Raw genomic sequence first — 20,646 nt, 5'->3', positions numbered from 1 at the left:
TAACTGCCGACTGCCAACTTTTTATTTATACTCATACTGATAGTGATAGGCATACTTGCTTGCACTTCCATAGCCGCCGGCACGAACGGGGAGATCATTAAACACAAAGCCCTGTACTTTGATCCCGTTCTGGTGCAGCCGTTTTATCGTCTGTTCAATCTCGCGCAGGGGGTGGACGCCGGACCGCAGGAGTACGAAGTTGATGCCTGCCAGGCGGGCGATGATCGTTGCATCGGTTACTGCAAGTACCGGCGGGGTGTCGATAATGACAAAGTCGTATTCGCTGGACAGGCTTTTGAGTGTTTTACCCAGACGCTCGTTAAGCAACAACTCCGACGGGTTGGGCGGGACGATACCGGCGGGCAGGAAGTCCAGGTTTTCCTGCATCGTCTTGTGAACCGCTTGTTCCAGTGCCACCTCGCCGCTGATCACGCCTGACAGCCCCTCATTACGCTCTATGCCGAAATAGTCATGCAGGTGGCCTTTGCGCAGATCGGCGTCGACCAGCAGGGTCCGTTTGCCTGCCGCGGCCAGCACATACGCCAGATTGGCGCAGATAAACGACTTGCCCAGACCGGGACTCGGGCCGGTCATAGCCATGATATTGTTGCCGGCGTCCATCAGCGCGAACTGGAGGCTGGTGCGCAAGCTGCGCAGGCTTTCGACCACCGGATCGTCGGGCTCGTTGGCCGCCAGCAGCCAGGCGCGGCGTTTGCCCTTTCTGGCCACGCGTTTGGCCTCCCGCGCCTGCTTGACGCTGTGGGGTACCGCGGCGTAGACCGGAATACCCAGTTGCTGTTCGATCAGGTCGGGATCCTCGACCCCGCGGTTGAGAAAGCGGATCACAAAGACGGTGAACATGCCCAGCATGACGCCCAGCACCAGACTCAGTACGACAATCAATGACTTTTTCGGTTTGATCGGTTCGATGGGCACAATGGCCGGATCGATGATGCGTACATTGCCGATGGTGCCGGCTTTGATGACGCGCATCTCCTGGGCCTTGTTAAGCAGTAACAGATAGAGCTCGTTGGCGACCTTCACATCCCGGGTCAGGCGTACCGACTGCTGTACCTCTTCGGGCATCTGCTTGATCTCGCGGTTCAGGGCGTCACGCTCGGCCACCAGCTGCTCGCGCTTTTCCTGCAGGGTGATCAGGGCGGGATGGTTCGCGGTGAACTTCTGCTTGAGCTCGGAGCGTTTGAGCTCCAGCTCCTGCAGGGCTTTTTCCACATTCGCCATACGCTCAAGCACGCCCTGGGTCTCGAGGGTCAGATCGACACTGCCGAGGTTGGAGCGATACTCGTTGAGGCGCGTTTCGGCGGCGTTGAGATCGGCCTTGAGTTGCGGAAGCTGTTCGTTGAGAAACGCCAGGGTCTTTTCCGCCTCGGCGGAGCGGCGCTCGACGTTCTGACGCAGGTACGTACTGGCGACCCCGTCCAGGGTCTCGGCCAGGCGTTGCGGATCCGCGCCTTCCAGGGTCAGGCGCAGGATGCCGGATTTCTGGCCCTGCTCGCTGATGGTCAGATTGCTCTGCAGCCGGCGGATCGCTTGTTGCCGCGGTTGTTTGCTGAGGATGAAGCGGGTGCCCGGGCGGGCCGTCAGCTCGGCGACGAACAACTCGATGCCGTTGCCGGTGGCCCGCTGATCAACCTGCCCGCGCAACAGGGGCTCCTCCTCGGGGCCGAGAAGCCGGTAACGGCCGGCTTCGCCGGCAATCAGCGTCAACGGCCGGCCCTGATAGTCGGCGGAGAGGTCCAGCCGCTGGACCTGGATGGACTCCCCGCCCCAGGCGTAGCCGTCCAGCCCCAGAAACGCCCCGGCCGGTCCCTCACCGCCATAGCGGCGGGCCAGTGTCTCGCCGATGAGCGGGAAATAGTCCGGCCGGGCGTGGATGTCGAGCTTCTGGTTGTCCACGGTCTGCCCCAGGATCTTGCGGGAACGGATGATCTCGATTTCCGCCCCGGCCGGGGTCTCGCCGGCGAACATCCCGGAGAGCTGATCCAGACCGCCGATGCTGCTTTCTTTCTGCTCGATTTGCAGCAGGGCGTCGCTCTGGTAGATCGGCGTTGCCGTCAGGGCATAAATCACGCCGAGGATCACACAGGCCGCCGTGATTGCCGCGATGAGCCACTTTGCATCGACCAGGACGGCGACAAGCTGGCCGAGATCGATCTCGTCATCATTAATATTCGGGCCTTGCGGGAGGCGCAGCTCGTCCTGTTTTAACGGTTCATGCATTATTGTAGTAACGCGGCGCTTTAATCGTTGATCAGTCTGTCGGTTTGCCACAGCGTCTGGACCGTGGGCAGGATCTGGCTCATCAGGCGGTTCCAGCGCGATATCCCGGCGATGGAGACGTAAATTACATCGCGTGGCTGGAGTTCGAACATGGTGGCCAGTAACAGGGCATCGGGTGACTCGGCGTTAAGCTGGTAGACGCGCGGTTTTTCCAGATTGCCGCGGATAACATAAATCCGGCTGGGATCAGCAGAAGACTGGTTCAGGCCCTCGACGCCGCTGATCGCCTCGGCCAAGGTCATCCGGCTGTTGCGCATCAGCTGGGCGGACTGCTTGTTGACCTCACCCAGTACGAAGACCTTGTTGTCAAAGTGATCGGGCACGTAGACCTGATCGCCGTCGCGCAGGTATAGCGGCTGACGTTGATCGCCGCGGTACAGCTCCAGCAGATCGACTCGTTGCGAACGTTCGCCGCGGGACAATACCACGTTGCGCAGATCGGCAATCTCGCTGGCGCCGCCGGAGCGATTAATCGCCTCCAGCAGGGTCAACGGTGTGTCGGTGATGGGCAGCACGGAGGGCTGGTTCACCTCGCCGGTGACAAAAGCCCGTTTGCTGCGAAACGCCGCCACCCGCACGCCCACCTGCGGGTTCTGAATATAGTGGGTCAGCTTCGACTGCAGTAGCGAACGGATCTCGTCCAGTGTCTTGCCCGCCACCGCCAGCTCGCCGGCGTAGGGATAGAAGATCGTGCCTTTTGTACTGACCAGATGCCCGGCCTGTTCCGGATCGCGAAACTCGCCGGCGGGGATGGTCAGCTCCGGATGCTCCCAGACGGTGATGTTCAGCACGTCGCCAGGGCCGACATGATACTCGAACTCACCCTGCTGCTCGACGTTCGCTACTGCGCCCTGCCGGCGCCCGGACTCCGCGCGGGCGCTGGCCTGTTTGCGTACCAGCGTGGGGGTGATCGGGATCAACTCGGGCTCTATGGCCGGTTCAGTGACGGTGTCTTTGCTCTGCAGATCGCTGTCGTCCATGTACATGCCCGGCGCAGCGGCACAGCCACTGAGCAACAGGACAAGGCTGAACAGGACAATGAGTTTCCTAGTCATTATTATTCACAGTCTTGTTGTCCATTCCGTGACGCCCCTGACGATCGCGTCATAAGCCCGTTTAAATTGTTCGTCAGACTGGCGATAAGGATCATCGATTTCAAACTCGCCCCAGCGCCCCAGCAGGTGAATCTTGCCACGGGCCGTCGGATCCAGTCCGGCTACCTCGGTGCGCTGCCAGTCTTCCATGACCAGGACCAGATCAGCCCCACGCACCATGTCCGGCGTTATCTGCCGGGCCCGGTGCCCGGAGGCATCGAGTCCGTGCGCCTCGAGCACCGCCTGGGCCTGGGGTTCGATGCCATGGCCTGCCAGCGCTCCCAGGCCCGCCGATGAGATGCTCACATTGCGCTCCGCCAGCGTCTGTTTTAGCAGGGCCTCGGCCATGGGACTGCGGCAGACGTTGCCGACGCAGACGACCAGAATCCGGTTAAACACGCTGCCGGCTCCGGCGATCCCGGCCTGTCATGAATTGCGGCACAGTGCCCGGCTCTCTGGCATCAGGGTCAAAACCGCCGGTGCCAGTGCATCATCGCCTGGATTTCGTCATTGGCAATACCGGTTTGTCGATCTTTGACGTCGATATAGGCGAGCCCCAGATTCAGATCGCCGCGCCAGAGCGGCTGGCGGCGGCTGACCTGCAGATCCGTGTAATCCATGGCGTTGGCGGAGACGGCGTTTTGCCCCTCGTTATCGCGGTTAATTTTGCCGTTATTGACGACAAATTGCCAGCTTATCGCGTTGTGCCCGTACAGGCTGTAACGGATGCTGGTCATTGCGCTGTCGCTATCGATCGTGTGCCCGAGGGAGCGGCTGTAAAACCGGTAGCCGTCCGCGTAGACGCTGCCGTGATTGTAGGCGACATTCCAGTCGTGATTGCTGCCCCGGTAGGCACTGGTGTCGGAATATTCGACCACCAGGCGATAATCGTAATGCCCGAGACTGCCCCAGGTTTCGGCGCCGAATTGATACATGTTGGCGGTCGGGTAAATGCCGGCCTGATCCTCGCCGATTCGCTGCATGTAGACGACCAGCGGCAGGGTCTTGCCGGGCTTCCAGCGCAGATCCCAGCCCGCTAACTGATTGCCCGGCTGGTTTTCCGGTGTGACGCCATTTTCACCTGCATTATCGTTTCCCAGTAGCATGTCGAGGAAGCTGTCGACATCTTCGGGACGCCCTTCCCCGCCCCATTGCGCGGTGCGAGACAGCCCCACCTCCAGGCTGTCGAAAGGCTTGAAGTTGATTCTCAGCCCCAGCAGTTTGGCCTGCGGGACATGCCGATCGGATTCCAGCTGGCCGGTAAAGAATTTCAGTTGCCACGGTCCCAGCCAGCTGAGCCAGGGGCTCTCGAAGGGCGTGGCACTCATGCGTTGCAGGCTCAGCGCCGGTACCGGCCGGGCGTTGCTGGATAATATAAGGCTGCCTTCATAGCCCGGACCCCACCAGCGGTCCAGGGTGCTGACACTGTATGACCAGCCTCCCAGGACCACTCCGGCATAGGAGCCATCGGCGCGATAGTCTTTGCCATCTTCCGGATCATCGACGTAGGTGGCGTTGAGTTTAAAAGCCGCTGTCTCGCCCATCCACTCAACACCGACGCCGGCTTCGGCCTCCTCGCGAGGCGCGCTGGCGAAGTTTCTCAGCTCGGGGACGGTGTCATCACGGGTCTTTGCGGCGAACCGGCCGGAGAGTTGTAATCTTCCCTGTGTGCTTTGCCGGCGATAGCGCTTTTTTATCCGCAACAACGCATTTTTGACCACCGCGGGCGTATCGGACTTCACGGTGGCGGTGCGGATGTCGTCCGCCACGCTGTTCCAGCTGATTGGCCAGGTGGTAACGGGCGCGCTGATAATCCCGTGGTCGGCCAATACAGTCATATCATGGCGCAAGTGCATGTCACCGACCTCGATAAACGGCGAGGCAACGGCACTGTGGGCGGTTGTATAAATAACCGCCAGCAGGACGCGATAAAGCTGCATGTTGAATTTTGAGTTTTTAATTTTGATTTAAACAATATTTAAAGTTGGCAGATGGCAGTCATCAGTTTGCAGCGCATGCAGTCGCGGCGGAGCCGCTCGACATACTGCCAACTTTTATCTATCGCGCCGGAGGCGCTCCTACAACTGCAAACTGTCAACTTTGTTTTCTTACATCTCTTTGCCCGCAGCCGGGGTTCTTGCCCTGGCGATCAATTTGGCCAGGAAGGCAGCGACCATGCCGAGTATCAGCCCGGACACAATGGACAGGGTGATGATCAGCGCGGATCGGGGTTTGATTGGCGTCTCCGTTGTGGTCGGTTCACCCAGCACCCGGGTCCGGACAGTTTGCGGCTCACCGAGCGCCTGTTCCAGTTCGGCCAGTTTGTCTTCCAGTTCCGGGATCGCGCGGGTCACGTTGCCCTTTTCAATCATCAGGACGGCGGCCTGAACCGGTTGCTCACTCCGCAGCCGACTGACCTGGATATCCAGTTCATTCAGTTGTTGCCGGTAATCGGCCAGACGAATACCGAGTGCATCACGGCGTTGTCGCAGTGGCGTTTGCATCGCATGAAAGCGGCTGCGGTGCTCCTCCAGCAGCTTGTCGACGATGGTATTGATATCTTCCCGGGCGGTTTCCCTGTCATCTGCTGTCACGATCAAGGTGAGCACATTCTGCGCCTCACCGCTGCCGTGTTCAACGGCAGTCAGCGCCGGGTGTTCAGCCGACAGGCGCTGGCCCAATACAGCAACCTCTTCCACCGGCCCGACCGAACCCACCTGCCCGATCTTGACCACCGCCCGGCTTTCGTAGACGGGTTTTGCCAGCAGTACATAAATCACCGCTGCAAGAACCACGAGGGTGAAGACAGCGAGGGCGGATTTTAAAGCGTAGTTAGTATAAAACAAAGTTGGCAGTTAGCAGTTGGCAGTTAGCAGTTGGCAGTTGGCAGTTGGCAGTTGGCAGTTGGCAGTCTTCAGTTTGCAGCAAATTCAGAAGCTAAAAAAATAGTGCTGAGTGCTGAGTTCTGAGTTCTGAGTGAAAGACAACTGGCAGAACATTCGGTTATCGCGGCGGAGCCGCTCCTACAGAACAGGTCCCAGGACCTAGTAGCTGGCCCCTGCCCGAAGGGCCTGTGGGAGGTGGTTCCATCGGCGACGGGAGTACCCCTTCTCCCGAATCGCGGCTGCGAGCCGCTCCTACAACTTTTATATCACCGGGACGACGTCGTGGGTTTCGACGGTGACGCGGTTCTGGCGGCCGAGCATGTCGAGCAGGACGATGACGCGTTCGGTGCCGCAGGCTTTTTCGAAGATGCCGTTGAGGCCGGCGAAGGCGCCTTCGACCACCTGGACCTTGTCGCCCGGTTGCCAGACCGGTTGATCGCCCGGCTCGCCCAGCAGGACCTGTTCCTGCCGGTGGATGGTGTCGATGGCCTGCTGGGGAATGGTCGCCGGCTGGTTGCCGAAGCGCACCATGTTCAGGACCCCCAGGGTGGAGCGGATGGGGCCGAAATCATCGATGCCCATGGCCAGTTGCACGAACAGGTAACGGGGAAACAGCGGCTCGATAATTTTCTGCCAGCGCTGGCGGCGGCGTTTGGCCTGGGCCATTTTGGGACAGTAGGCGGTATACCCCTGGCGCAGCAGATTTTCGATGGCCTGGTTTTCTTTTTTGGGCTTGGTCTGGACCACGTACCAGTGATGCATCGGTTATCCCTCCCCTTCTTCGAGCGGCTTGAGGGCGGCGGCCTCTTCGCGCAGCTCCTCGAGCTCGTCGACCAGTTGTTCGTATTCTTCCTGCTTGCGCTTTAAAAAGCGCAGGGTCACCCGCGCCTTCTCTTCCAGCCCCCTGGGGGTCAAAAGATAAGCATAGTGCATTTTACGCGGGTTCTGGCGGAAATTGCCCGCCTTGACCCAGCCTTTGTCGATCAGCGCCTTGAGGCAGTAATTGGTCTTGCCCAGGCTGATGCCCAGCTCGCTCGCCAGCTCACGCTGATTTATGCCGGGGTTTTGTTCCAGCAGCTTGAGGAGCTTGTAGCGGGTTTCGTCGGTTAACATTAAATCGAAGTTGGCAGTAAAGGGCAATTTTAAGTGATGAATTTTGGATGTTGAATTCTATTCGGCCAGGGAGCGGCTGGCCTCCTATATCCCGTGGTTTCGATCAAAAACAGCGCCCAATGGGCACATCAATTCAAAATTCAGCATTAAAAATTCAACATTACCGTTAGAGTTGTAGGCCGGACAAAGCACCCTTCGGGCATAAACTCCGCGGTGTCCGGCATCTATCCGCCAGATACCGCTTCGCTCTATCAGCCTACCCGGGCATTCGGGCACGCTACCGCCCTGCCGTGCAGGGTACAGCATAAATAAAATCAACAACTTGGCTCAAATTCCGCGATGCGGCAGCGCCTCTAAAGGCTGCATGCCCTGACTCATCGCGGGTCTACTGGCCTTTAGCGGCCAGTATGTTCAAGACTTGAACGCAAGTCTAGGCAAATGTTGCAGGAGTGTAAAGTGTTGTTTTTTATATCTAAGTTGGCAGTCGGCAGCCCTGGCCTTCGGCCGGGACGAGTGACGAGTTACGAGGGAGGAGGAAAATCTACACCGGGTTTGGCCTGGTCGGTAGGAGCGGGCTTTGACCGCGAACACGGCATCGACGCGGCAATCGCGCCCGCGGGGCGCTCCTACACAGGTCCTTCAGGCGCTGGCGCGTCTGAAGGACAGGGACGAGGTACGAGTGACGAGGGACGAGGAAAATCTACACCGGGTTGGCCTGGTCGGTAGGAGCGGGCTTTGACCGCGATGGGCGTGTCTGTTCCCGTGATCTCTCGCGCCGGAGGCGTTCCTACAAGCTCTGAATATCGAGTTATAAGGTCTTTCCTCGTACCTCGTCACTCGTACCTCGACACTGCGTCCGGAGGACGCCGGGAGCGGGCTTTGACCGCGATCCCGGCATCGGCGTGGCAATCGCGCCCGCGGGGCGCTCCTACACAGGTCCTTCAGGCGCTGGCGCGTCTGAAGGACAGGGACGAGGGACGAGTGACGAGGGACGAGGAAAATCTACACCGGGTTGGCCTGGTCGGTAGGAGCGGGCTTTGACCGCGATGGGCGTGTCTGTTCCCGTGATCTCTCGCGCCAGAGGCGTTCCTACAAGCTCTGAATATCGAGTTATAAGGTCTTTCCTCGTACCTCGTCACTCGTACCTCGACACTGCGTCCGGAGGACGCCGGGAGCGGGCTTTGACCGCGATCCCGGCATCGGCCGTGGCAATCGCGCCCGCGGGGCGCTCCTACACAGGTCCTTCAGGCGCTGGTGCGTCTGAAGGACAGGGACGAGGGACGAGGGACGAGGAAGGAACAATCCAGCCCACCCGATTTATAGGAGCGGCTGCGCCGCGATGGGCCTTGCCGGGCGGCACGATCTGTCGCCCCGAAGTCATTCTCACAGGTGTTCTTCTACAACTGCCGACTGCCAGCTGTAAACTGCTGACTTTCTTTACCGGTATATTTCTTTGCGATGTCCGATCCGGACAACCAGAACAACGAGCGAGTTGTCCTGTATTTCACATATAATTCGGTAATCGCCGACCCGGTAACGCCATAACTCACTATGGTGGCCTTTGAGGGGTTTGCCGATCTGGCGCGGATCAGCCAGTTGGGCAATGCGGTTCTCGAGGTAGTCCCGCAGTCGCTGGCGAACCCTGGGATTGAGTTTCTTGACTGATTTTTGAACTGACCGGGCGTACTTAATCCGCCAGGTCACGCCAGAATTCCTCGCCGTCTACAATCTGCTCTTCGCCACGACGCAGCCGTTCCAGCACCTGTTCGGCCTGATAGATATCTTCCAGATCCTCCAGATGCTCCTCGATCGCCTCGCGAATATAATAAGAGACCGGGCGTCCCGTCCGTTTCGCGAGGGCGACCAGACGCTCGTTCAGTTCATCCGGTAACCTGACTGCAGTCTGCTTGCTCATGATAATCCCAGAAATCATGTGGTTGACATGTATACCATACTAGCAGGCAAATCAGGCATCGTAAATCGTAAGAATAGTGCCGAGACGCATCAGTACTGAGTGAAAAATGGTTTGCAGTTGACAGTCGTCAGTTTGCAGCAAATTAAAAAGCTGGTGCCGGGTGAAAACAAAGTTAGCAGTTGCCAAAATTCTAAATCGAGCCCACGCCCCGTCAACCAGCCAATTAATGACTTACGATTAACGACTGCAAACTGCCATCTGATGACTGCCAGCTTTTTTCTCTGCCAAAAAAATGCCCGCCGGGCGTCCTTGCCGGGCGGGACTTTGGGTGTGACATCCCTGTCACGAACAACTTCCTTGTTGGGAATAAACATACCTCAACCCTGCAAGATTGCCTGTAGGCTGTTTCCTGGATTGGTGTGGGATTTGGCTGAAAGATTTGTAGGGCAAGACCTACAAGAGCGAAGTAGGCAGTCGGCAGTTGGCAGTTGGCAGTTGGCAGCCCAGCCGGGACGAGGGACGAGGAGATAACCCCAATCCGCCAGATTTGTAGGAGCGGGCTTTGACCGCGATGGGCCTTACAAGAGCAAAGTTGGCAGTTCGCAGCCGCAGTTGGCAGTATAAAGTGCGGCGAAGCAGGTCCTTCAGGCGCTGACGCGCCTGAAGGACAGGGCCGAGGTACAAGGGCCGAGGAACGAGGAAGGAACAATCCAGCCCACCCGATTTGTAGGAGCGGGCTTTGACCGCGATGGGCGTATCTGTTCCCGTGATCTCTCGCGCCAGAGGCGCTCCTACAATATCTGATATCGAGTTATGAGGTCTTTCCTCGTACCTCGTCACTCGCCCCTCGACACTGCGTCCGGAGGATGCCGGGAGCGGGCTTTGACCGCGATCCCGGCACCGGCCGGCAATCGCGCCCGCGGGGCGCTCCTACAGGTCCTTCAGGCGCTGGCGCGTCTGAAGGACAGGGGACGAGGGACGAGGAAAATCCACGCCGTGTTGGCCTGGTCGGTAGGAGCGGGCTTTGACCGCGATGGGTGGGTCTGTTCCCGTGATCTCTCGCGCCAGAGGCGCTCCTACAATATCTGATATCGAGTTATGAGGTCTTTCCTCGTACCTCGTCACTCGCCCCTCGACACTGCGTCCGGAGGATGCCGGGAGCGGGCTTTGACCGCGATCCCGGCACCGGCCGGCAATCGCGCCCGCGGGGCGCTCCTACAGGTCCTTCAGGCGCTGGCGCGTCTGAAGGACAGGGACGAGGAACGAGTGACGAGGGACGAGGAAAATCTACACCGGGTTGGCCTGGTCGGTAGGAGCGGGCTTTGACCGCGATCCCGGCACCGGCCGGCAATCGCGCCCGCGGGGCGCTCCTACAGGTCCTTCAGGCGCTGGCGCGTCTGAAGGACAGGGGACGAGGGACGAGGAAAATCCACGCCGTGTTGGCCTGGTCGGTAGGAGCGGGCTTTGACCGCGATGGGTGGGTCTGTTCCCGTGATCTCTCGCGCCAGAGGCGCTCCTACAATATCTGATATCGAGTTATGAGGTCTTTCCTCGTACCTCGTCACTCGCCCCTCGACACTGCGTCCGGAGGATGCCGGGAGCGGGCTTTGACCGCGATCCCGGCACCGGCCGGCAATCGCGCCCGCGGGGCGCTCCTACACAGGTCCTTCAGGCGCTGGTGCGTCTGAAGGACAGGGACGAGGAACGAGTTACGAGGAAGGAACAATCCAGCCCACCCGATTTGTAGGAGCGACTACGCCGCGATGGGCCTTGCCGGGCGGCACGATCGGTCGCCGATGGAATCGCCTCCCACAAAGCCAGGACCTGTTTTACTATTGTGGGAGGGGCTTTCAGCCGCGACACTCTAATCGGGCGGCACGGGTCGTCGGTCGCGCCGGAGGCGCTCCTACAATATCTGAATGTCGAGTTATAAGGTGCTTTGCTCGTACCTCGTCACTCGTACCTCGACACTGCGTCCGGAGGACGCCGGGAGGCGCTCCTACAACTGCTCGCTGCCAGCTGCAAACTGCCAACTTTTCATAGCGAGCAGTTTTGCGGCCTGATTCAGTCGCCGATCGAAGCAGGCGAATGTGACCGGTAAATCGGTTTGTGTCATGGCTTCGTGGGCGCTGGCCAACTGGACGGCATCGTAACCCCGAAGGGCAAAAGCCTCGGCATACTCCCCCGCTTTTTCCACCACAGCCTGGGTGACTTCCATGACAAGATAATGGCCCCATTCATCGGCCAGCCGATGCCGCGCCCGATCGAGGGCGGCAGCATCACCGGGCACTTCCCGCGCGCGCCGGGCCAGCGCGGCATGATATTCGGCCCAGGCAATGCGACTGACGGCTACCGCCCTGGCCTGATCAAGTAATGCTTTTAGCGTCTCGCTGTGCGGCTCGACAACATAGAGCTTGACCAGCGCGGAGGTATCGCAATAAAGAATCAACCGCGATCTTCCATGACCATGGATGAAAGGGGTGTGCCGGTATCGGCAAGCCGGATGGCCGAGCCGGCCGGCTTGCGGCCATCCCACCTGGCGGCGCCGGAAGCCAACAGGCGGGGGATACCTTTTGCCTCTTTGTCTGCCGCCGCCATGACCCGGGCGATCACCTTACGGTGGGAGGTGATTTCCAGGGTCTCGCCCGCCCGGACCCTGGCCAGGTAGCGGGAAAGATGAGCTTTGAATTCGCGAATAGAGACGCTCATTGTGGTCACAATTTGTGGCTGTTACGCTTATTGTAGTCATTTTTGTTCAATAAGCAACCCGTGTTCGGGAGCTCAAAACGAAAATAAGTTAGCAGTTAGCAGACTTCAGTTTGCAGTTGGTAGCTCCGGGCCTTCGGCCGGGGAACAAGGCAGGAACAACCCAACCCACCCGATTTGCAGGAGCAGCTGCGCCGCGATGGGCCTTACAAGAGCAAAGTTGGCAGCCCTGGCCTTCGGCCGGGACGAGTGACGAGTTACGAGGGACGAGGAAAATCTACACCGGATTATCCAGGTCGGTAGGAGCGGGCTTTGACCGCGATGGACGTGTCTGTTCCCGTGATCTCTCGCGCCAGAGGCGTTCCTACAAGCTCTGAATATCGAGTTATAAGGTCTTTCCTCGTACCTCGACACTGCGTCCGGAGGACGCCGGGAGCGGGCTTTGACCGCGATCCCGGCACTGGCCGGCAATCGCGCCCGCGGGGCGCTCCTACAGGTCCTTCAGGCGCTGGCGCGTCTGAAGGACAGGGGACGAGGGACGAGGAAAATCCACGCCGTGTTGGCCTGGTCGGTAGGAGCGGGCTTTGACCGCGATGGGTGGGTCTGTTCCCGTGATCTCTCGCGCCAGAGGCGCTCCTACAATATCTGATATCGAGTTATGAGGTCTTTCCTCGTACCTCGTCACTCGCCCCTCGACACTGCGTCCGGAGGATGCCGGGAGCGGGCTTTGACCGCGATCCCGGCACCGGCCGGCAATCGCGCCCGCGGGGCGCTCCTACAACAAACAGTCCTAAGTTCTAAGTCCTAAGAACTAAGAACTAAGAACTAAGAACTAAGAACTAAGAACTAAGAACTAAGAACTAAGAACTAAGAACTAAGAACTAAGAACTAAGAACTAAAGAATTCTGCCAACTTTCTTTATCCCACCGCTTTGGCCTTGCGGCCTTTGCCCTTGCCACCCTGGCGGCGTTCTTTGCGCTGGCCGGAGTCGTCGGGCAGGCCCATCTGGGCGTTCTGGATGTGGTGGATCTGGTCGCGCAGGCGGGCGGCGTCTTCGAATTCGAGGTTCTGGGCGTGCTGGAACATTTGCTGTTCCAGGCGCTGGAGCTCTTTGGCCAGTTCCTTCGGTGACAGGCTGGCGTACTGGATCTCTTCCTCGGCCACCCGGGCGTATTTGCGCGCGGAGGCGGCGGCGGGGCCGTAGGCGCCTTCCATGATGTCGGCGACGGCTTTTTGAATGGTGGTCGGGGTGATGCCGTGTTCTTCGTTGAAGGCGATCTGTTTGTTGCGGCGGCGTTCGGTCTCGTCCATGGCGCGTTGCATGGAGCCGGTGATTTTATCGGCGTAGAGGATCGCCTTGCCGTGGCTGTTACGCGCGGCGCGGCCGATGGTCTGGATCAGGGAGCGCTCGGAGCGCAGGAAGCCTTCCTTGTCGGCATCCAGAATGGCCACCAGTGACACCTCGGGAATGTCCAGTCCCTCGCGCAGCAGGTTGATGCCGACCAGCACGTCGAAGTTGCCCAGGCGCAGATCGCGGATGATCTCGATGCGCTCGACGGTGTCGATGTCCGAGTGCATGTAGCGCACCCGCGTGCCGTGCTCCTGCAGGTAGTCGGTCAGGTCCTCGGCCATGCGTTTGGTCAATGTCGTCACCAGCACCCGCTCGCCAACATCGGCACGCAGCTTGACCTCGGAGAGCAGATCGTCGACCTGGGTCGTGGCCGGGCGGATCTCGATCTCGGGATCGACCAGGCCGGTGGGGCGCACCACCTGCTCCAGCACCGCGCCGGAGTGATCCAGCTCGTACTGCGCCGGGGTGGCGGAGACGTAGATGGTCTGCGGCTGCAGGCGCTCGAACTCTTCGAACTTGAGCGGCCGGTTATCCATCGCCGAGGGCAGACGGAAGCCGTAGTTGACCAGGTTCTCCTTGCGCGAGCGATCGCCCTTGTACATGGCGCCGATCTGGGGAATGGTCACGTGCGACTCGTCCACCACCAGCAGCGCTTCCTCGGGCAGGTAGTCGATGAAGGTCGGCGGCGGCTCGCCGGGGTTGCGGCCCGACAGGTAGCGCGAGTAGTTCTCGATACCGGAGCAGTAGCCCAGCTCCTGCATCATCTCGATGTCGAAGCGGGTGCGCTCTTCCAGGCGCTGGGCCTCGACCAGTTTGTCGTTGCTGCGCAGGTGCTCCAGGCGCTCTTTGAGCTCCTCGCGGATCAGTTCGATGGCCTTGACGATGGTCTCGCGCGGGGTGACGTAGTGGGTCTTGGGGTAAATCGTGGTGCGCGGGACCTTGCGCAGCACCTCGCCGGTGAGCGGATCGAAATAGCTCAGATTTTCGATCTCGTCGTCGAACAGCTCCACCCGCACCGCATCGCGATCCGAGTCGGCCGGAAAGATATCGATCACCTCACCGCGTACCCGGTAGGTACCGCGCTGCAGCTCCACGTCGTTGCGGCTGTACTGCAGCTCGGTCAGGCGCTTGAGGAGATCGCGCTGATCGATCCGATCGCCGCGCACCAGGTGCAGCAGCATTTTCAGGTAGGCGTCGGGATCGCCCAGGCCGTAGATGGCCGAGACGGTGGCGACGATGACCACGTCCTTGCGCTCCAGCAATGCCTTGGTGGCGGAGAGGCGCATCTGCTCGATGTGCTCGTTGATCGAGGCGTCCTTCTCGATAAAGGTGTCCGAGGACGGCACATAGGCCTCTGGCTGGTAATAATCGTAATAGGAGACGAAATACTCCACCGCGTTGTCGGGGAAGAAGTCTTTCATCTCGCCGTAGAGCTGGGCGGCCAGGGTCTTGTTATGCGCCAGAATCAGAGTCGGACGCTGGATGTCCTGGATGACATTAGCGATGGAAAATGTTTTCCCTGATCCGGTGACGCCCAGCAGGGTCATCCCCGCCTCGCCGGCGCGAATGCCGTCGATCAGGCCCCGGATCGCCGCCGGCTGGTCGCCGGCGGGGTCGAACTGGGATTTGAGTTGAAATTTTTTGCTCATGCGATTCAGTCAGGACAACGTTTCCAGTATATTACACGCCTTTGTCAAACAACGCTGTCGATGAGGCCGCTACATTGGATATCAAGCTCTCCGCCCGGGTACAACGCATCAAGCCCTCCCCCACCCTCGCGGTCACCACGCTGGCCAACGAACTGAAGGCCCAGGGCAAGGACATTATCGGGCTGGGTGCCGGGGAGCCCGATTTTGACACGCCCGATCATATCAAGGAGGCGGCGATCCAGGCGATCCGGGACGGTTTTACCAAGTACACCGCGGTCGACGGCACGCCCGGGCTCAAGCAGGCGATCATCACCAAGTTTATCCGCGACAACCGGCTCGATTATGTGCCGGACCAGGTGCTGGTCTCCTGCGGCGGCAAGCAGAGCTTCTACAACCTGGCCCAGGCGCTGCTCGATAGCGGCGACGAGGTGCTGATCCCGGCGCCCTACTGGGTCTCGTATCCCGATATCGTGCTGCTGGCCGACGGCAAGCCGGTGATTATGGACACCACACTCGAACAGGGGTTCAAGATCACCCCCGGGCAGCTGGAGGCGGCCATCAACCACAATACCCGCCTGCTGGTGCTCAACAGCCCCTCCAACCCGACCGGCATGGCCTATACGCAGGCCGAGCTGGAGGCGCTGGGCGCGGTGCTGCGCACCCATCCGCAAGTGCTGATCGCCACCGACGACATGTACGAGCACATCCTCTGGCGCGAGGAGCCGTTCTGCAACATCGTCAACGCCTGTCCGGACCTGTACGAGCGGACCATTGTGCTCAACGGCGTCTCCAAGGCCTATTCGATGACCGGCTGGCGCATCGGTTACGCGGCCGGGCCGGAGCCGATCATCAAGGCGATGAAAAAAATCCAGTCCCAGAGCACCTCCAACCCCACCTCCATCTCCCAGGTCGCCGCCCAGGCCGCGCTGGACGGGGACCAGAGCTGCATCGCCGAGATGTGCCAGGCCTTCAAGACCCGCCACGACTACCTGGTCGACGAACTCAACCAGATCGAAGGCATCAGCTGCCTGCCGGGCCAGGGCACCTTCTACGCCTTCCCCGACATGGCCGGCCTGATCGAGCGGATCGAGGGCATCAACGACGACATCGGCCTGGCCGAATTCCTGCTCGACAAGGCCGGCGTCGCCATGGTCCCCGGCTCCGCCTTCGGCAGCCCCGGCAACATGCGGCTCTCCTTTGCGACCAGCCTGGATAACCTGCAGGAGGCGGTGAAGAGGATAAAACAAGTTAGCAGTTAGCAGATGGCAGTTGTAGGAGCGCCCCGCGGGCGCGATTGCCGTGCCGGTATCGGGGTCGCGGCCAAACCCCGCTCCCGGCGTCCTCCGGACGCAGTGTCGAGGTACGAGTAACGAGTGACGAGGAGCAAAATACCTTATTTCCAAACACTCAGAAATTGCGACCGTGCCGCACGATTTAGAGTGTCGCGGCTGAAAATCCCTCCCACAACGGCAACACAGGCCCCGGGTTTGTGGGAGGCGATTTCATCGGCGACCGATCGTGCCGCCTGGCAAGGCCCATCGCGGCGCAGCCGCTCCTACAAATCGGGTGGGCTGGATTGTTCCTTCCTCGTTCCTCGGCCCTCGTACCTCGGCCCTGTCCTTCAGGCGCGTCAGCGCCTGAAGGACCTGTAGGAGCGCCCCGCGGGCGCGATTGCCGTGCCGGGATCGCGGTCAAAGCCCGCTCCCGGCGTCCTCCGGACGCAGTGTCGAGGTACGAGTGACGAGGTACGAGGAAAGCATCTTATAACCCGGCATTCAGAGCTTGTAGGAGCGCCTCCGGCGCGAGAGATCACGGGAACAGACACGCCCATCGCGGTCAAAGCCCGCTCCTACCGACCAGGTAAACCCGGTGTAGATTTTCCTCGTCCCTCGTAACTCGTCCCTCGTCCCGGCCGAAGGCCATAGCTGCCAACTGCCGACTGCAAACTGCCAACTTCGCTCTTGCAAGGCCCATCGCGGCGCAGCCGCTCCTACAAATCGGGTGGGCTGGATTGTTCCTTCCTCGTTCCTCGGCCCTCGTACCTCGGCCCTGTCCTTCAGGCGCGTCAGCGCCTGAAGGACCTGTAGGAGCGCCCCGCGGGCGCGATTGCCGTGCCGGGATCGCGGTCAAAGCCCGCTCCCGGCGTCCTCCGGACGCAGTGTCGAGGTACGAGTGACGAGGTACGAGGAAAGCATCTTATAACCCGGCATTCAGAGCTTGTAGGAGCGCCTCCGGCGCGAGAGATCACGGGAACAGACACGCCCATCGCGGTCAAAGCCCGCTCCTACCGACCAGGTAAACCCGGTGTAGATTTTCCTCGTCCCTCGTAACTCGTCCCTCGTCCCGGCCGAAGGCCATAGCTGCCAACTGCCGACTGCAAACTGCCAACTTCGCTCTTGCAAGGCCCATCGCGGCGCAGCCGCTCCTACAAATCGGGTGGGCTGGATTGTTCCTTCCTCGTTCCTCGGCCCTCGTACCTCGGCCCTGTCCTTCAGGCGCGTCAGCGCCTGAAGGACCTGTAGGAGCGCCCCGCGGGCGCGATTGCCGTGCCGGGATCGCGGTCAAAGCCCGCTCCCGGCGTCCTCCGGACGCAGTGTCGAGGTACGAGTGACGAGGTACGAGGAAAGCATCTTATAACCCGGCATTCAGAGCTTGTAGGAGCGCCTCCGGCGCGAGAGATCACGGGAACAGACACGCCCATCGCGGTCAAAGCCCGCTCCTACCGACCAGGTAAACCCGGTGTAGATTTTCCTCGTCCCTCGTAACTCGTCCCTCGTCCCTCGTCCCGGCCGAAGGCCATAGCTGCCAACTGCCGACTGCAAACTGCCAACTTCGCTCTTGCAAGGCCCATCGCGGCGTAGTCGCTCCTACAAATCGGGTGGGCTGGATTGTTCCTTCCTCGTTCCTCGTTCCTCGGCCCTGTCCTTCAGGCGCCCAGCGCCTGAAGGACCTGTAGGAGCGCCCCGCGGGCGCGATTGCCGTGCCGGGGTCGCGGTCAAAGCCCGCTCCCGGCGTCCTCCGGACGCAGTGTCGAGGGACGAGTGACGAGGTACGAGGAAAGCATCTTATAACTCGACATTCAGAGATTGTAGGAGCGCCTCCGGCGCGAGAGATCACGGGAACAGACACGCCCATCGCGGTCAAAGCCCGCTCCTACCGACCAGGGCCAACACGGTGTAGATTTTCCTCGTCCCTCGTCCCGGCCGAAGGCCAGGGCTGCCAACTGCGACTGCAAACTACCAACTTCTCTTTTGTAATCCTTGTCCTACAAAAATTTCAGCCAATTCCTACACAAACTGACTGTATTGTCCTACAGGCCCGGCCTTCCCCTTCGCGGGGCAGTGGCGTACCTTGATTGATAACAAGGACGTGGGGGGTTGACATGGATGTCATACACACCAAGTCCCGTTGCCGCACGGATCGCGGTGGCGGGCATTCAAATTCTTTTGTAACGTCTCGTGGGTTCACGCTGCTGGAGCTGATTGTCGTCATTGCGGTGGCGTCAATTTTACTCGGTCTCGGCGTACCATCACTGGGGCCGTTTCTCTCCTCGGAACGCGGGGTGACCCGGATGAACAACCTGGCGGCGAGCCTGGCGCTCACCCGTTCCGAAGCGATCAAACGCAATCAGCATGTTGTACTCTGCAAAAGCCCGGGTGGAGAATACTGCCAGCGCAAGGGGGCCAGCTGGCACGATGGGTGGATTGTTTTCGTCGACCGGGATCACGATCGCCGGCGCGGCGACGATGAGCCGATTATCCAGCACCAGGGCAGTGGTAACGTCGACCAGACGCTCACCTACGCCGCCTTCGGTTCCCGGCATTACATCACCTACCGGCCCAGCGGCATGACCCGCACCAACGGCACCTTCACCCTCTGTGACCCACGTTACCCCGATAATGCCCGCGCCCTGATCCTGATGAAAACCGGTCGCGTGCGCAGCAGTCGGGTCAAGGCCAATGGGGAGCCGCTGGAGTGCTGAAGGGAAAGTTGGCAGACTGAGCGAAGTTGGCAGTTGGCAGTTAGCAGTTAGCAGTTAGCAGTTAGCAGTTAGCAGTTAGCAGTTAGCAGTTAGCAGAGTATAGCCGGCCGTTAGAGTGTCCGCGTCATGCCGGCGCAGAGCCTGCCCCGGCATGCTCTAAGCCCGGACAGGCATCCCAGGTTCCAAACCGGGGCACACCTCTGGATTCCGGCTCAAGGCCGGAATGACGGCGTGATTTTCAGTGCTGCTATGGCAGAAATTTTAATTCAGGGTCTTTTGCTGTCAACTGCCAGCTGATGACCGCCAACTTCGCTTTTCTGCCAACTGAAGGCTGCCTACTTCGCTCTCGTAGAACGGAAATCGTCACATAGGCTTCGCCAATGTGACCTACGGCTACCCTCCCCTCTTAACGACTTACGACTGGCAACTGCTGAAGTCTGCCAACTTTTTCCAGGACCTGGCAGCTAGCACCTGGAACCAGTCAGCGATGCCATTTCAGCTGGATTACAGCAGGACATCAATATCAGGAAAACTGGAAGGGTTAGGAAATGGCTCCCCGGGACGGGCTCGAACCGCCGACCCAGTGATTAACAGTCACTTGCTCTACCAACTGAGCTACCGGGGAACAGGCCGCGTATCTTACTGACCCACCCCCGGTGGGTCAAGTCCGGTTGCCGGGCTAACTGCCTAAATTTCCGGCAATTTCAGGCCCTTCGGGCAGGGTCTGTGGGAGGCGATTCCATCGGCGACAACCCGGTCACAACCAGGCCGCATCCCATAGCGGATAATCGCCGATATCACTCACAAGTCCAGCTCTTAAGGGATTGGCAACAATGTATCTGGCCATTGCCTTCATATCTTCATCCCGCCGCAGGGCCCGATCATGAAACCCGTCCTGCCACAGACGAGCCTGTCGATTCAAATATCGATTCACTCGGCAGGTCGAGTTTCTTTTCACGCCACCGACTACCTGAACAAGGCTGAAACCGGGAAGTAGTCGAAACAGCCAATGGAAATGATCCGGCATTACGACATAACACAACGTTTCCGCGCTGCGCTGATAATCTCGCATGATCTGAACCACCCTTCTGCCAGCCCATATATCCGCAAAAACCGGCATGCGATTCCAGGTTACGGCCGTAATCAGATAAACCTGAAAGGGAGATGAGTAACGTCCTTTCCTGAGGTTCCTCGAATGAGGCGTTTTTTGCTTACCATCCATGGCAATTCCTTGTTTGTGTGTTGAGGTTACAAGCCTTTCCACAAGCCGGGACTGGTGGGAGGCGATTCCATCAGCGACCGGCCGTGCCCTCTCTCCCGGGTCGCGGCTGTAAGCCCTCCTACAATCCCTCTCCTGTGGGAGGCGATTCCATCGGCGACCGGCCGTGCCCCTGCTCCCGAGTCGCGGCTGCAAGCCCCTCCTACAAATTCAGGTGCTAGGTGCTAGGTGCTAGCAACTAGAACCTCGCCCCTTTTTTTGTGGGAGGCGATTCCATCGGCGACCGGTCGTGCCCCTGCTCCCGAGTCGCGGCTGCAAGCCCCTCCTACAAATTCAGGTGCTAGGTGCTAGCAACTAGAACCTCGCCCCTTTTTTTGTGGGAGGCGATTCCATCGGCGACCGGTCGTGCCCTCTCTCCCGGGTCGCGGCTA

General features: G+C 59.9%; 16 protein-coding genes and 1 tRNA gene. 2 read left to right on the top strand and 15 right to left on the bottom strand.

Going from position 1 to position 20,646, the window contains the following annotated elements; genetic code table 11:
- Positions 1-21: 21 nt before the first annotated feature.
- The 13 genes from U5J94_RS10410 to uvrB all read right to left on the bottom strand — a co-directional run bounded on the left by U5J94_RS10410 (position 22) and on the right by uvrB (position 15,014).
- Positions 22-2,241: a polysaccharide biosynthesis tyrosine autokinase gene (locus U5J94_RS10410; RefSeq protein WP_322565579.1), complete on the bottom strand. Its 2,220-nt coding sequence runs from the start codon at positions 2,239-2,241 to the stop codon at positions 22-24.
- Between the two features lie 20 nt (positions 2,242-2,261).
- Positions 2,262-3,356, bottom strand: coding sequence for a polysaccharide export protein (locus U5J94_RS10405; RefSeq protein ID WP_322565578.1), 1,095 nt, complete (start codon positions 3,354-3,356; stop codon positions 2,262-2,264).
- Positions 3,357-3,362: 6 nt separating this feature from the next.
- A complete protein-coding gene (locus U5J94_RS10400) occupies positions 3,363-3,794 on the bottom strand; it encodes a low molecular weight protein-tyrosine-phosphatase (protein WP_322565577.1) in 432 nt (143 codons plus the stop codon).
- Between the two features lie 68 nt (positions 3,795-3,862).
- Entirely contained in the window at positions 3,863-5,335 is a 1,473-nt protein-coding gene (locus U5J94_RS10395) for a capsule assembly Wzi family protein (RefSeq protein ID WP_322565576.1), read from the bottom strand.
- A gap of 168 nt (positions 5,336-5,503) precedes the next feature.
- The gene (locus tag U5J94_RS10390; RefSeq protein WP_322565575.1) at positions 5,504-6,175 is read right to left on the bottom strand and encodes a hypothetical protein; all 672 of its coding nucleotides are present in this window, start codon (positions 6,173-6,175) and stop codon (positions 5,504-5,506) included.
- Between the two features lie 366 nt (positions 6,176-6,541).
- Positions 6,542-7,042 (bottom strand): transcription/translation regulatory transformer protein RfaH, encoded by a 501-nt coding sequence (rfaH, locus tag U5J94_RS10385; RefSeq protein WP_322565574.1) that lies wholly within the window; start codon positions 7,040-7,042, stop codon positions 6,542-6,544.
- A 3-nt stretch (positions 7,043-7,045) separates the two neighbouring features.
- Positions 7,046-7,393 carry a MarR family EPS-associated transcriptional regulator gene (locus tag U5J94_RS10380; RefSeq protein ID WP_322565573.1) on the bottom strand — a complete coding sequence of 116 codons (348 nt, stop codon included), beginning with the start codon at positions 7,391-7,393 and terminating at the stop codon, positions 7,046-7,048.
- Positions 7,394-8,830: 1,437 nt separating this feature from the next.
- A complete protein-coding gene (locus U5J94_RS10375) occupies positions 8,831-9,097 on the bottom strand; it encodes a type II toxin-antitoxin system RelE/ParE family toxin (protein ID WP_322565572.1) in 267 nt (88 codons plus the stop codon).
- Positions 9,081-9,308, bottom strand: a complete 228-nt coding sequence (locus U5J94_RS10370) for a DUF6290 family protein (protein ID WP_322565571.1) — start codon at positions 9,306-9,308, stop codon at positions 9,081-9,083. Before U5J94_RS10370 ends, U5J94_RS10375 begins: the two co-directional genes overlap by 17 nt.
- Before the next feature lie 89 nt (positions 9,309-9,397).
- Positions 9,398-9,682, bottom strand: coding sequence for a hypothetical protein (locus tag U5J94_RS10365; RefSeq protein WP_322565570.1), 285 nt, complete (start codon positions 9,680-9,682; stop codon positions 9,398-9,400).
- A gap of 1,625 nt (positions 9,683-11,307) precedes the next feature.
- Positions 11,308-11,757, bottom strand: coding sequence for a type II toxin-antitoxin system VapC family toxin (locus tag U5J94_RS10360; RefSeq protein WP_322565569.1), 450 nt, complete (start codon positions 11,755-11,757; stop codon positions 11,308-11,310).
- On the bottom strand, positions 11,754-12,017 hold the full coding sequence (locus U5J94_RS10355) for a type II toxin-antitoxin system prevent-host-death family antitoxin (protein WP_322565568.1): 264 nt from the start codon (positions 12,015-12,017) through the stop codon (positions 11,754-11,756). Before U5J94_RS10355 ends, U5J94_RS10360 begins: the two co-directional genes overlap by 4 nt.
- A gap of 915 nt (positions 12,018-12,932) precedes the next feature.
- Entirely contained in the window at positions 12,933-15,014 is a 2,082-nt protein-coding gene (gene uvrB / locus U5J94_RS10350; RefSeq protein ID WP_416224166.1) for an excinuclease ABC subunit UvrB, read from the bottom strand.
- Positions 15,015-15,088: 74 nt separating this feature from the next.
- On the opposite strand from uvrB, the gene U5J94_RS10345 reads away from it, so the two are divergent.
- Together U5J94_RS10345 and U5J94_RS10340 are read left to right on the top strand one after the other, a co-directional pair.
- Positions 15,089-16,273 (top strand): pyridoxal phosphate-dependent aminotransferase, encoded by a 1,185-nt coding sequence (locus tag U5J94_RS10345; RefSeq protein WP_416224217.1) that lies wholly within the window; start codon positions 15,089-15,091, stop codon positions 16,271-16,273.
- 2,123 nt (positions 16,274-18,396) lie between these two features.
- The gene (locus U5J94_RS10340; RefSeq protein ID WP_322565566.1) at positions 18,397-18,996 is read left to right on the top strand and encodes a GspH/FimT family pseudopilin; all 600 of its coding nucleotides are present in this window, start codon (positions 18,397-18,399) and stop codon (positions 18,994-18,996) included.
- Between the two features lie 549 nt (positions 18,997-19,545).
- Here U5J94_RS10340 and U5J94_RS10335 read toward each other — a convergent pair.
- Together U5J94_RS10335 and U5J94_RS10330 are read right to left on the bottom strand one after the other, a co-directional pair.
- Positions 19,546-19,621 (bottom strand) — tRNA-Asn (locus U5J94_RS10335).
- A gap of 132 nt (positions 19,622-19,753) precedes the next feature.
- Positions 19,754-20,218, bottom strand: coding sequence for an REP-associated tyrosine transposase (locus tag U5J94_RS10330; RefSeq protein WP_322565565.1), 465 nt, complete (start codon positions 20,216-20,218; stop codon positions 19,754-19,756).
- Between the last annotated feature and the right edge of the window lie 428 nt (positions 20,219-20,646).

Source organism: Thiohalophilus sp. (assembly GCF_034522235.1).
In the GTDB taxonomy this organism is placed as follows: domain Bacteria; phylum Pseudomonadota; class Gammaproteobacteria; order UBA6429; family Thiohalophilaceae; genus Thiohalophilus.
Note: the sequence above shows the minus strand (reverse complement) of the source record. Positions and strands in the feature narration are given on the sequence as shown.